Source organism: Pedobacter sp. GW460-11-11-14-TSB4 (assembly GCF_059423705.1).
Genome location: NZ_JBWKYI010000009.1, coordinates 33,245 through 46,692, shown reverse-complemented (window position 1 = coordinate 46,692; position 13,448 = coordinate 33,245). Strand labels below are relative to the sequence as shown.

10 protein-coding genes and 1 tRNA gene are annotated in these 13,448 nt (G+C 38.4%); 3 read left to right on the top strand and 8 right to left on the bottom strand.

Annotated features, from left to right (window positions below; all coding sequences use genetic code 11):
- Positions 1–24 precede the first annotated feature (24 nt).
- On the top strand, positions 25–588 hold the full coding sequence (frr, locus tag AC07YT_RS11085) for a ribosome recycling factor (protein ID WP_086548080.1): 564 nt from the start codon (positions 25–27) through the stop codon (positions 586–588).
- Between the two features lie 60 nt (positions 589–648).
- On the opposite strand, the gene AC07YT_RS11080 is transcribed toward frr, so the two are convergent.
- Both AC07YT_RS11080 and AC07YT_RS11075 read right to left on the bottom strand, forming a co-directional pair.
- Positions 649–1,665, bottom strand: coding sequence for a LacI family DNA-binding transcriptional regulator (locus AC07YT_RS11080; protein ID WP_086548081.1), 1,017 nt, complete (start codon positions 1,663–1,665; stop codon positions 649–651).
- Positions 1,666–2,029: 364 nt separating this feature from the next.
- Positions 2,030–2,146, bottom strand: a tRNA-Asp gene (locus AC07YT_RS11075).
- 156 nt (positions 2,147–2,302) lie between these two features.
- Here AC07YT_RS11075 and AC07YT_RS11070 point away from each other — a divergent pair.
- The gene (locus AC07YT_RS11070) at positions 2,303–2,779 is read left to right on the top strand and encodes an Lrp/AsnC ligand binding domain-containing protein (RefSeq protein ID WP_025145395.1); all 477 of its coding nucleotides are present in this window, start codon (positions 2,303–2,305) and stop codon (positions 2,777–2,779) included.
- Positions 2,780–3,451: 672 nt separating this feature from the next.
- Here AC07YT_RS11070 and feoB read toward each other — a convergent pair.
- From feoB to gcvH, 6 genes are all read right to left on the bottom strand, one after another.
- On the bottom strand, positions 3,452–5,566 hold the full coding sequence (gene feoB / locus AC07YT_RS11065; protein WP_494945326.1) for a ferrous iron transport protein B: 2,115 nt from the start codon (positions 5,564–5,566) through the stop codon (positions 3,452–3,454).
- A 5-nt stretch (positions 5,567–5,571) separates the two neighbouring features.
- Entirely contained in the window at positions 5,572–5,787 is a 216-nt protein-coding gene (locus tag AC07YT_RS11060; RefSeq protein ID WP_055913318.1) for a FeoA family protein, read from the bottom strand.
- Between the two features lie 97 nt (positions 5,788–5,884).
- Entirely contained in the window at positions 5,885–8,656 is a 2,772-nt protein-coding gene (locus AC07YT_RS11055) for an outer membrane beta-barrel family protein (protein WP_086548083.1), read from the bottom strand.
- 273 nt (positions 8,657–8,929) lie between these two features.
- A complete protein-coding gene (locus AC07YT_RS11050) occupies positions 8,930–11,743 on the bottom strand; it encodes an outer membrane beta-barrel family protein (protein ID WP_086548084.1) in 2,814 nt (937 codons plus the stop codon).
- Between the two features lie 263 nt (positions 11,744–12,006).
- A complete protein-coding gene (locus AC07YT_RS11045) occupies positions 12,007–12,408 on the bottom strand; it encodes a VanZ family protein (protein ID WP_478359549.1) in 402 nt (133 codons plus the stop codon).
- Positions 12,409–12,415: 7 nt separating this feature from the next.
- Positions 12,416–12,796, bottom strand: a complete 381-nt coding sequence (gcvH, locus tag AC07YT_RS11040) for a glycine cleavage system protein GcvH (protein WP_086548085.1) — start codon at positions 12,794–12,796, stop codon at positions 12,416–12,418.
- 235 nt (positions 12,797–13,031) lie between these two features.
- Here gcvH and AC07YT_RS11035 point away from each other — a divergent pair, with 235 nt between their 5' ends.
- Entirely contained in the window at positions 13,032–13,448 is a 417-nt protein-coding gene (locus AC07YT_RS11035; protein WP_086548086.1) for a hypothetical protein, read from the top strand.

The following is a 13,448-nucleotide window of genomic DNA, read 5'->3' as shown; positions in this document are numbered from 1 at the left end:
ATTTTTGTAGAAATACACACAATTATGAACGACCTCATACAATTACAATTAATGGATGCTCAATCTGCAATGGAAAGAGCCATCGATCATTGTGAATCTGAATTAACTAAAATCAGAGCTGGTAAAGCATCAGCTGGAATGTTGGATGGTATTTTCGTGGATTATTATGGCGCCGCTACAGCATTATCACAAGTAGCCAGTATTAATACGCCTGATGCCAGAACAATCGTCATCCAACCTTGGGAAAAATCACTTCTAACTGCAATTGAAAAAGCTATTCAGGTAGCGAATATTGGTATCAATCCTCAAAATGATGGTATCGTGATCCGCCTGGTGGTACCACCTTTAACAGAAGAGCGCAGAAAAGACCTGGTGAAAAAAGTTAAGGAAGAAGCCGAAAGAGGCCGCATTACCGTTCGTAACATCCGTAAAGATGCCAACACTAAAATTCAAAAATTAAAGGGTGAAGGTGTTTCTGATGACGAGATTAAAACAGGTGAAGGCGAAGTGCAAAAATTAACCGATGCTTATATCATCAAGGTTGATAAACACGCTGAAGCTAAAGAAAAAGATGTAATGACAGTTTAATCTGTATAAAATACAAGCTAAGAGGGAATGGACTTAAATCTATTCCCTTTTTTATTGCTCTTATTTTTTCGCGCTTGATCCTCTGACGTTTAAGATAGTAGGCAACGATACCTGCATGTTTTCGATAGGCTTTCCTGCTCTTTTAAGTTTGTTCAATAGAATCTTCATCACATTTTCTGCAATGGCCTCAAGAGGCTGTGCAATGGCAGTAACCGGAGGTTCACAAAACTCCAGGATTTCGAAATCATCAAAAGAAACCACAGCTATGTCTTTGTGGATCTGAATACCTAATTTTCTAAAAGTTCTTAAACCATCTAAACAAATATAGTTCGCCGCAAAAACTACCGCATCAAGCTGCTGCTCTTCTTTAAAAAACCTGATCATCTCTTCAATTGAGTCGGCAGAGTTTACATAGTTTATCTTCTTTACGATTGCAGGCAAGTTATATTTTTCGACAGCGCTTTCGTAACCTGCCAGACGATCTACCATCTGTTGCTGAACGGTATCGATGGTTACAAAACCTATTTTTTTATAATTATTTTTAATGAGGTGCTCAGTTGCTTCGTAGGTACTGTTCTGGTTATCGATAATCACATAATCCGTTTTAACATCCTGTACATAACGATCAAATAGTACCACAGGTGCCTCTGTTTGAATTAATTTTTTAACTTCCTCTTCCAGTCCCTCAGGCAAGGCCATAATGTAACCATCAACGTGCCTGTCTTTAAAAATCTGCAGCAATTCTATTGCCTTATCGGTATCGTTTCTGGTACTGCTAAAAAGGATTTTATAACCAAGACTCGACGCAATTTCATCAATACGGCGTGCTATACCAGAGAAAAATGGTTCAGAAATATCATCAACCAGGAAACCTATAATTTTTGTTTTACCCGTTCTTAAACTTGTAGCAAGGGTATTGGGCTGATAGTTTAATTCGGCCACCAGGTCTAAAACCTTTTTGGTAAGCGATTCGCTAATGTTTTTTTCTCTTGCTTTCCCATTAATCACAAACGATACGGTTGTAATGGAAATATTTAATTGTTTAGCGATATCTTTAATTGAAACACGTTTCTTCATCACGGGCATTGAACGAATAATTTGATCAGGTAATATAACAATATATCTATAAATATATGATGGATATGAAAAAAACTAGTCTGAAAAAGAAAAAGAGCAACCTATCCAGGATTGCTCGATTAACTAACTTATTATTCATAAAAAATGCTGTTGGGGAAGGAGTCGAACCTTCAAGGGGTAGTTAGCTACAGTTCAAAAAATTAATTTGTGGTCAACCCAATAAACTGCGTTTGTCCCATTATTCCCCACCACCGAGACAAGGAGGAGTGTCTGCCTGTTTCACCACCCTACATTTCAAAAGTTAACAGTCTTCAATTTCCAATTTTCAGCTTTTAAACCGCCAACTGTAAATTGCCAACTGAACTGGCTGTAGGGGAAGGAATCGAACCTTCAAGGAGTGGTTAGTACCGAAACCGGTATATTCCCATTATTCTCCGCCACCGAGACAAGGAGGTGTGTCTGCCTGTTTCACCACCCTACATTATGTTATGCAATTTTGAAAGAACGTTTCCTTTTTGTTAATTGCTTGATACAAATGTAAAGGAACATCCAATACCTTGCAAATATTTTAAACATTTAATTTTATTTTTATAATATTGATAAATATTTGTAAATTCGCTTATCATAATTCAAAAATATGCTTAAAAAAGACAATTCCAATTTAGAAATTGACAACCTCGACATCGATATATTAAAGCAATTGATGCAGGATGCCACTAAACCCTACACAGAAATCGCTAAAGATCTGATTGTTTCGGGCGGAACGATACACGTTAGGATGAAGAAACTGCAGGAAATGGGCATTATAAAAGGCTCTCATCTCATCATCGATCCGCAGAAAGCCGGATATGATATTTGTGCCTTTTTGGGTATTTACCTGGAGAAAGGGATTCAGTACAAAGATGCCGTTGCGCAGCTGAGCAAAATTAAGGAAGTAGTAGAATTGCATTATACTACCGGCGCCTACAGTATGTTTGCCAAAATTATTTGCAGGGACACCAATCACTTACGCCACGTTTTAAACGAAGAAATACAGGCCGTGAACGGTATCCAACGAACAGAGACTTTAATCTCGTTAGAAGAGAGTATTAAGCGTCAGATTGAGCTGGGGTAAAGCAGGAAAGACCAAAGCGGAAAGGTTAAAGCAAAAAGATGTCTTGAAGAACAATGGGCTTAAATGACCTTTTATACCTTATATGGTAAAAAGCTTTTTAGTTAATTTTTAGAAATTAATTAGAAAACGATCGTTTGGTATTGCTTCGGGATAAGCAGTCCCGTTATCCGCTAATTCCGATGAAGAATCGGAACCGCTACTACCGGGTTTAGATACAAGGGCCGGTGCAGGTAAGTATCCAGCCAGAAATAGGACCACCTCACGAGCCAACTAGACCCGATTGGAGTGGGCATACCGATATTTTCAATCGGGATAAAACGGAAAGCGGGAATAAACCTGGATAATTGTACAGGCATTGCTCTCCTAACCTTCGACTACACTATCAATGAAAGACTCCAATAAAGCGGTCGTCTTTCTCGCGCATGCGGAAATCTTGAAGCGTATTGCATTACGATTCCCAATCGAGTTGGGAATGACGATATATCTATAGTATCATCTACTTAAAATATATCTGTTAATTGTATTGATTTTTATACAATAAATTAACCCTCAGCGCGACAAAACGCTATAATACGTTGTTGTAAAAACTATTATTTTAGCTTAATCGGAATATTAAGTCTGGAGCCAGATTTCCCGGCTGCGTTGCACTCCGCTCGAAATGATGGATCTATTTTATTTCAGCAGCTGATAAGCAATAAGAGCAGCAACGTAAGCCATAGCCGTCATATAGGCCAATTGGATGACAGGCCATTTCCAGCCTTTAGTTTCGCGGTAAACAATCGCAACCGTGCTCATACACTGCATGGCAAAAGCATAAAAAAGCATTAATGAAATACCAGTAGCAAAAGTATAAACGGGTAAACCGGTACGACTATTAACCGAGGCCGACATGCGCTCTCTAATGGTGCTTGTATCCTCGTCACCGCCATCAACACTGTAAATGGTAGCCATGGTACCTACAAAGGCTTCGCGGGCGGCAAAAGAGGTAATTAAACCTATACCGATCTTCCAATCGTAACCGAGTGGACGAATGGCAGGCTCGATCCAATGACCAAGAATGCCTACATAAGAGTTTTCCAACTTCTCGGTAGCCACCAGGGTTTTGATGTGATCGGTATTTTTTGTGGTATCAGCCAAGGCAGATTCGTATTTTTTATCAATGCTTTCAAAACGGTTTCCTGGTCCGAAAGAGGCCATTACCCAAAGGATGATGGAAATGGCGATGATGACTTTACCAGCTTCGAAAACAAAGGTTTTCGATTTTTCATACATCGTGTAGAACACATTTTTCCATCTTGGCATGCGATACACCGGCAATTCCATAATGAAATAAGAGCGTTCTTTGGTTTTGATGATGAATTTCATTACCCATGCCACCAATACCGCAGCAATAATACCAACAAGGTACATCACCATCAGCGCCAGTCCCTGCAGGTTAAAAACACCTAAAACGGTCTGAGAAGGAATAATCAATGAAATAATTAAAATATAAACCGGAAGTCTTGCCGAACAACTAACCAGTGGGGTAACCATGATGGTAATCATTCTGTCTTTCCAGTTTTCGATATTTCTTGCAGCCATAATAGATGGAACGGCACAGGCCAAACCACCGATCATCGGTACCACCGATTTTCCGTTAAGGCCAACCTTACTCATAATTTTATCCATCATAAAGGTAACGCGGGCCATGTAACCCGTATCTTCCAAAATGGATATGAAGGCAAAAAGGATTGCAATTTGTGGAATAAATACAAATATACCGCCGAGTCCTGCCACAACACCATCCAATAACAGATCGGTAAGCATACCTGCAGGCAAATATTCGTGACCAATACTGGTAATAAAACCAAAACCTGTCTCAATCCAGTCCATCGGATAGGACGACCAGGCAAATATGGCATTGAAAATCACAAACAGGATAAGCAGGAAAATGGCAAAGCCCCATACTTTATGGGTTAGGATGGCATCTAATTTATCACTGAAAGAAAACTTCTTTTCAGTACCCTTATCCACAACCACATCAGATAAAATAGTGCCTAAATGTTTGTATCGGGCAATTGTTTCGGCAGCCTGAACTTTAGAAGATTCGAAATGGTGCGACTGCTCTATATTTTCAATTTCTTCCTGTTCCTTTTCGGTGAAGAAAGTTAAATGTTCATGCTGGTGCAAAACCTGCAGCGCATAATAATCATTGTCGGAATTAAGTTTAGATTTTATGGCGTTAATCGCTTCCGGAGCCAAAAAATTCACATCTACATCCTGAAACTGTGTGGCAATTTTATTGGTATTGGCAATCGCTTCTTTTAATTTATCAATTCCAATGTTGTTCCTGGCCGAAATGGAAACCACCTGGATACCCAGCTTCTCTGCAAGTTTATCCAGATCAATCTCTATTCCCTGCTTAACCGAAAGATCGATCATATTCAGGGCCAAAATCATTGGGATACCTAAATCTGCCACTTGCGAATACAAAAGCATATTACGCTTTAAATTCGAAGCATCGGCAATGAGCACAATAACATCAGGATGACTATTGTTTTTTTTATCGGCAAGTACCTGAAAAACGATGCTTTCATCGGCGCTTTTCGGATATAAGCTATACGTTCCTGGTAAATCGATTATTTCGGCCTCTTTACCACCTGCAAGTTTTGTAAAACCTGTTTTCTTATCAACAGTGATGCCTGGAAAATTTCCGATTTTTTGATTTAATCCTGTTAAACGATTAAATAAAGTAGATTTACCTGTATTGGGATTACCAACTAACGCAACTTTAATATCCAAACCCAGCTTTTTTATTGAATAATGATAACATCGGCTTCGCTTTTACGCAAACAAAGCTGATAACCAGCAACACGAATAGCCATTGGGTCGCCCAGTGGAGCAAAACGCTCTACTTCTACCACTTCGCCCGGCAAACACCCCATCTCCATTAACTTTACAGACATATCTAAATCTGTAAAAGCTACAATTGTTCCTTTTTCTCCGACTTTTAGGTGCGACAGCTTCATGTGCTAAATTTGGCGCAAGTTAACCTTTCTTTAGATTTATTCCAAATAAGAAAGTGGCATGAAGCATATAAATTACATAGGTTTACCCTAAAATGATCTAGTTCCGCTGTCTGCCGCCACCAAAGCCACCACCTCCGTTACCGCCACGACCCCTGCCACCTTCTTCGCCACCTCTGATGCGGTTTTTACCGCCCATACGGTTTAATGAATAGGTAAATGAAAACATGAAATAACGTTGCAATACATTGTAACTCACATCCTGAATGGTGTTATTATTGGCGGTGCGGCTTACCCCTTGATTTTCGTTCAGTAAATCGTTAACCGCAGCTTTAAAGGTTCCCCTGTTTTTGAAAAACTGTTTGCTGATATAAGAGTTAACCAGGGTAAAATGCGTATCGAAACCCTCTCCCCTTCCGGTATTCTGATTATAATCGGCATCTATAGCCCAGCGGATATTTCCCGGAAACAAATAGCTTACACTTACATTTGGGCTGAAAGTGTAGTAGCGTGTATTGGAATTAGGCTGAACGGAGTAAGTTGCACGGTTAATCGAACCATTAACACCTGCCGTTAAATCGAGTTTATCTAAATTAGAAACCAAACGGTAACCGTTGGTAACAGACCAGCTGTTGGTAATATTTTTTAAGGAGTTGGTAAAGTTTACATCCCGATCGTAACTACCACTAACATTGATGTGGAAGTTCAGTTTATTTTCTGCCATAATCGGCAAACTTAATGAAGAGGAAATAGACCCGGAGTAAACACCATTTACGTTAACCGGTGTAATGGCCAGTTTTCCCTGATCCTCGCCACTTTGAATTAAACTACTGCTGTTTGCAATCCGGTTTGAGGTTTGGGTAAGGTTTAAATTCACGAACAACGACCTGTTTTTTCCTACGGTAAATGTATTATAGGCTACGCGAAGGGTATTATTGAATTCGGGTTTCAGATCGGGGTTACCAACCGGGATACTTTGCGTATTGGTATTGTTTCTAATTGGCTGTAATTGTTGAATGGTTGGCTGGTTGGTACTGCCTCTATAGTTAAATACCAGGCGTTTGCTGTTGCTGAAATTATACCTGAACATGGCCGAAGGGGTATAATTAAAAACATTTTGCTTCAATACATATCCTTTGCTGATGTTATTATTTGTCCGGTCTGTATTTTGAACTGCCATACCTACATTCCAGTTGTATTTTTTATCCATTTTATTAAAGCTAAAACCTGCGGAGTTAGTTAAAATGGTATTCTCGTAAGCATTACTAAAGGTTTCATCCAGCAAATCGTATTGTAAAGTAAGTGGATTAAAATTATAGGTGAAACGATCGGATGTATTGTGGTTATAACCATTCTGATAATTAAATTCCAAGCTTAAGGTTTTATCCAAAGGTTCGGTATATACCAATCTTGTATTCTGATTGATGGACTCACTCTCCTGATCGTTAAACTGATCGGTTATTTTTTGAGTGGTGGTTCCGTTTTCTTTTCTCGTTTCGGGATTGGTATTGTAATTATCGGCGTCGTTATTATTAATGTTGGTATTGAAGTTTAAGGATAGGGTTCTTCCTCTGCGTATAAATTTTTTACGCAATAAAATGTTATTGCTAATGGATGGTGCGGTACTATGATTTCGTAGGGACTGTGTTCCACTAATCATATACCGGTTATAATCACGTGTATAAGTGCTGCTGTTTAAGCTCTCGTTATCGGTATAACTTAAATTTGGCTGTATGCGTAGTGAGGTTAAGGAATCAAGCTTGGTATCGACCATAAAGTTTAAGCGGTGGTTTAACCGACCCGAACTATTGGTTTGATTGTTATTAAAAATAGTGGTTTCATCACCCAATAAATTTTGGGTTACACTATTTCTGAGGATCAGGTTGTCAGATTTATTAACGAAATAACTCATTTCTATTTGAGTCTGATCGGCATATTCGTCCGAGAAATTAAATCCGCCAGCTTTGGTATCGGTAATTCCTCCGCGACCGCCATTCCCCCCTCCGTTTCCGCCGCCTAAACCGCCGCCAAAGTTTTGTTTGTTCACATTGTTAAACTGGGCAATAACACTTAGGCGCTTATCCTGGTTGAAATGATTGATATTCGCGTTAACATCGTAACGGTCGTTAGAACCATAACCTCCTGTAGTGTTGCCGAAGTAACCATTTTTCTTATCCTTTCTGGTGGTGATGTTAATAATCTTGGTTCTTGATCCATCATCAATTCCGGTAAACTGTGCCTGGTCTGATAGTTCATCAATGATCTGGATTTTATCGATCATATCTGCAGGAAGATTTTTAGTAGCCAGTAAAGGATCATTCCCGAAGAATGTTTTGCCATCTACCTTAACTTTGGTAATGGTTTCACCCTGGGCTTTTACCGTGCCTGCTTTATCAACCTCCACGCCCGGAAGTTTTTTCAACAGGTCTTCTACCACCGCATTTTCGATTACTTTGAAAGAACTTGCATTAAATTCAATAGTATCCTTCTTTACTACAATCGGCGGAACTTCAGCTTTGATATCAACCGTTAGAAGATCAATTGCTCCGCCTTCTAAAATAATGTCAGCCAAGGCAACATTAATTTTATCTGCGGTAATGGTAAAATCTTTTGTAGTATTCTTTAAACCTAAAAACGCAGCATATAACCTATAGCTACCAGGTTTCAAGCCCGAGAGCACGAATTTCCCGTCTTCGGTTGTACTTACTGCACCAACCATACTCGAATCAGTCAGGTTCTTAACCGCAATGGATGCGTAATCAATTGGTTTTTTATCTTTTGACTGAATAACACGTCCGCTAACTGAACCCGTTTTCTGGGCGTAAGCAAAAAAAGATGATAAAATAAAAAGGAGCGTAAAAATCTGTTTCATTCGGTTAGTTTGGTTTATAGCTTAGAGACTACAGGCTTTTACAAAGGTTTATTTTGATTAGGTAACATTTGAAATACATAAATGTCAACCATACATTTAATCTCCAGACAGCTGGCTTTAAAACAGAAAAGTCCCGGTTAAAACCGAGACCTTTCTAAAGTAAAATCGTCATTTCGACAGGCGTGTAATCCCGAACTTTCGCGGGAGAAATCTTGAAGTATCATTTTAGATTTCTCCACTACGGTCGAAATGACGATATTAAAGAATGACAGATTACATTCTCATACGGCGGCCGCCATCACCTCCCTGGGCAGGCATCTGCATATCTCCGCTCATATTTCTTCCGCCAATGCGGGTTAAAGAATAAGTGAATGAGAACATGTAATAACGTTTTAACACGTTATAGTTTAAATCTGTAATCGTATTATTTGTTGCAGTTCTGCTAATGCCTTGATTTTGATTAAAAGCATCGTTAACCGCAATTTTAAATGTACCTCTGTTTTTAAAGAACTGACGACTGATATAAGAATTTACCAAAGTATACTCGGTATTATATCCTTCACCTCTACCTGTATTTTTGATATAATCTAAATCTACTGCCAAGCGGATATTTCCAGGAAACAAATAACTAATGTCGAAACTAGGGTTTAAAGTATAATAATTTGTGGTTGAATTTGGCTGAGCAGAATAAGTTGCCCTATTGTAGGTTCCTGAAATACCACCAGTAAGATCAAACTTATCAAAATTGGTTACGAAATTATACCTGTTGGTAACCGACCAGGAATTAGTGATGTTTTTAAGCAGTCCGGCACTGTTATTCCCTGTTGTAAAATTCACATTCCTGTTGTAATTGGCATTTAACGATGCATTCAGGTTTAATTTACGCTCTGGCAAAATTGGCAAGCCCATGTTGATACTTGCATTACCCGAATAAACCCCGTCAACATTCACATAAGTCGTTCTGATTTTCCCGTAGTCTACATCATTTTGATCGGTTACAAGTTGACTGCTATTACCGATAGCATTAAAAGTTTGACTAAGATTTAAAAAAGCAAAAAACATCCTGCTTTTGGCGAAATCGAAATTGTTATAGTTAATGCTTAAATTGTTATTAAACTGTGGCTTTAATTCAGGATTACCCACAAAAACACTTTGTGTGTTGGTATTATCAAGTATTGGCTGTATCTGGTTGATTGTTGGCTGTTGGGTTGTCCCTCTATAACGGATATTCAATCTTCTGGAGTTACTGAAATTATACCTGAAATTGGCCGATGGCGTTAAATTGATAAAATTCTGTGTCCTTACCAAACCCGTTGTTAAGTTGGTGTTTTCACGGTTAGTCTGTTGTGCGGCTAAACCAATGTTCCAGTTGTATTTCTTTTCATTGGTTGTAAAACTTACCCCGGCAGCATTTGTTAAAGTTTGGTTCTCATAAATATTGGTATAATCCAAATTAACCAGATCATATTGCCCACTGGCTGAATTGAAATCCAATACCTGGCGGCCCTGATTGTCGTGGCTATATCCATTCTGGTAGTTAAATTCTAAACTTGTTGTTTTAGATAACGGCTCGGTATATACCAATCTGGAGGTATTGTTAATAGAGTTGGTGTTCACCTTGTTCAACTGATCGATCAGACTGGCCGTTGGGGTACTGTTAATGGTATTCGTTTCAGATATATAATTATAGTTATCAGCATCATTATTATTGATACTCGTATTCACATTAAGTGATAACGTTCTACCGCGTCTTTTGAATTTTTTACGAACCAAAAGGTTGTTACTAATATTAGGAGTAGTACTGTTGCTGATATAGCGCTGATTTCCGACAGTTGTAGACTGGATCAGATTTCGGGTATAATCACTCAGGTTTGTCGCATCACTTTCAGTGTACGATACATTTGGCTGGATTTTAATCGTTGTAGAAGAATCCAGTTTGGTATCGATCATGAAATTAAAACGATGGTTAATCCGGTCCGTATTATTATCCGCATTGTTTAAAACGGTGGTAATTTTATCGCCCAATAAGTTTTGGGTAAAACTGGTTTGCTGATTCGCTACAGCCGATTTATTAAAAAAGTAACTTCCCTGAATTTGGGTACCATCTTTATAGGTATCGGCAAAGTTTAAACCCGCTGCATTAGTGGTGGTAATACCGCCGCTACCCGCGCCACTTCCTCCGCCACCAAAATTACCCCGGCCACCGCCACCAAAACCATTTCCTGCACCATTACCTTGTCCGAAGTTTTGTTTATTGACGTTGTTAAACTGACCAATAAAACTGAATTGCTGGTCATTATCGAACTTGTTCACATTTAAGCTGGCATCATAACGATCTTGTGTACCGTATCCAACTGTACTATTTCCAAAATAACCCTTTTTCATTCCGGCTTTAGTTGTGATGTTTAAGATTTTATTTCTTGTACCATCATCAACACCAGAAAATTGAGATTGCTCAGACATCTCATCAATTACCTGAATCTTATCTACCATATCGGCAGGTAGGTTTTTGGTAGCCAATAAAGGATCTGTTCCGAAAAACTCCTTACCATCTACTTTAACTTTTGTAACGGTTTCACCCTGCGCTTTAATACTTCCGTCTTTTGCTACTTCAACTCCAGGAAGTTTTTTCAACATGTCTTCTACAACCGCGTTTTCTCTAACCTTGATTGATTTTCCATCAAATTCTATGGTATCTGTTTTTACCACTACCGGAATGCTTGCCGTAACGTTAACATCTTTTAAATCAACGCCATCGTCAACCATGGCAATTTCGCCGGCATTTACGGCTACTTTAGCCACTTCAACATCCTTAGTTACTGTTTTCAAACCTAAAAAGGCCGAGTAGATTCTATATTTACCTGGGGCAATACCCTTAAAACTAAAAGTTCCATCAGGATTACTTTGTCCTGAGGCAACAGTGCTCGAATCTTTCAAGCTTTTAATTGCTATTGTAGCAAAGTCAACAGGCTTTTTATCTTTCGCGTTAATTACTTTACCGCTTATTGAGCCAGTATTTTGAGCCTGGGCAATATATCCACAAAATAGGAGCACCATGAATATTGCCCGCTGAACGTTTCTTTTCATCAAAAAAAATTAGATATTATAATACAAAACTAAGCTATCAGACTACGCAAATGCCGAAAGGTTTGTTAAGGTGTGTTAAAAGCTTGGTAACATTTTAAATACAGCTTTTCAGGAAGGAGATCTGATCTAAAGGGAAGGTCGGTCAGAAAGGGGATTATTTTTGTGGTGAAGGATAACTTTTGTAATATACTTTTGGGCAGTTGCAGTTTTTTTTAAAAATACTGCATCCGCTTAAACTTATGGCCACAATTACACAGATGATGCTAACTTTTGTTTTCATTAAAATTTAATTTATGAAGCAATACATAACTAAAAACGGCCATTGATGCACCTAACATATCGCAGCCAAAATCCCACCATTCTGCTGAGCGGTAGGTAAAAACTTTCCATTGTAACAATTCAATTCCGCCACCAATGATCGCATTGATGAGCAATATTTTAAAAATGGTTAAGGTTCTGAAAGCGAAATTATGCTGATATCTGATTTTACCGTAGAAGAGCAGCACCGATAAAACAAAGAAAAAACCCATATGGGTCATTTTATCAAAGCCTTCGAAAAAAAAGCCTTGCCCCTCAGAATCGGGCATTTTAATATTACAAAGCACCAAAACGACAATAGTCCAGAATATGGCCCATTTTTGTTGTTTCAGTGCTTTGTACAACATATAATAATTAGGCGCCAACCAATTCCTGGTAAGCTTCTGCTGATAATAAATCTTCTACTTCGGCTAAATCAGCTAAAGATACTTTTACCATCCAACCTTTTCCGTAAGGATCAGAATTTACCAATTCAGGATTATCGTTTAATTCAGCATTAACTTCTAATACTGTACCTGTAACTGGCATATATAAATCAGACACCGTTTTAACCGCTTCTACCGTACCAAAAACTTCTTCTTTTGCTACTTCACTACCTACCGTATTGATATCAACATAAACAATATCACCTAATTCGCGCTGAGCGAAATCAGTAACACCGATAATAGCTTCGTTACCTTCAACTTTAACCCACTCGTGGTCTTTAGTGTATTTTAATTCTGATGGAAAATTCATGGTTTGTAAGTTATATTAATTTTCTTGTTTTATTAAGCTTGTATGCATTAAACGTTTCCTGACGTTTACCCGCCAAAAATACAATTTAGTTTAACATATCGCAATGCCTGGTCAATTAACTTATCGTAAAAAGGTTTAATGTTGCATTTCGTAATGAACTTCCGAATTGGCAATTGTTCAGATTAAACAGATTCAGTAAAAATCTTTATCTTCACCTAACAAATTAACCCTCAACATGAAACCTGCACAAATTTACACTTTAAAAGTATGCCTTGCCACACTACTTGTTTCCGTTCCGGCAACCATGGCCATCGGATTCACCTATATTGGATTGATCATGCTCATCAAACCGCTTAATTATAGTTTTAATTTCAACCTTACCTTTACTCATCTATTTATTTTTGTCGCTATAATTGCGGCAGTGATGACGATAAATCATTACCTGATCGAAAAATCAGGATATAAAAGATTTATAAATGACCGGCCGATAGCACATTCGATTGTTATCTTTCTGTTCTATTTGCTGATCAGCGGGGCCATGCATTTTAAAAGTTTTGATTATTTGCTGTTCAGTTACGCCCCCATGTTCTTAACTGCATATGTATTTAGCAGAATATTCTCCGCACAAAAAAACAAGCCGTTAACTGCTTAA

Coding starts and splice junctions, on each gene's coding strand:
- frr (WP_086548080.1), top strand. CDS start 25: ATGAACGACCTCATACAATTACAATTAATGGATGCTCAATCTGCAATG.
- AC07YT_RS11080 (WP_086548081.1), bottom strand. CDS start 1,665: ATGAAGAAACGTGTTTCAATTAAAGATATCGCTAAACAATTAAATATT.
- AC07YT_RS11070 (WP_025145395.1), top strand. CDS start 2,303: ATGCTTAAAAAAGACAATTCCAATTTAGAAATTGACAACCTCGACATC.
- AC07YT_RS11060 (WP_055913318.1), bottom strand. CDS start 5,787: ATGAAGCTGTCGCACCTAAAAGTCGGAGAAAAAGGAACAATTGTAGCT.
- AC07YT_RS11055 (WP_086548083.1), bottom strand. CDS start 8,656: ATGAAACAGATTTTTACGCTCCTTTTTATTTTATCATCTTTTTTTGCT.
- AC07YT_RS11050 (WP_086548084.1), bottom strand. CDS start 11,743: ATGAAAAGAAACGTTCAGCGGGCAATATTCATGGTGCTCCTATTTTGT.
- AC07YT_RS11045 (WP_478359549.1), bottom strand. CDS start 12,408: ATGTTGTACAAAGCACTGAAACAACAAAAATGGGCCATATTCTGGACT.
- gcvH (WP_086548085.1), bottom strand. CDS start 12,796: ATGAATTTTCCATCAGAATTAAAATACACTAAAGACCACGAGTGGGTT.
- AC07YT_RS11035 (WP_086548086.1), top strand. CDS start 13,032: ATGAAACCTGCACAAATTTACACTTTAAAAGTATGCCTTGCCACACTA.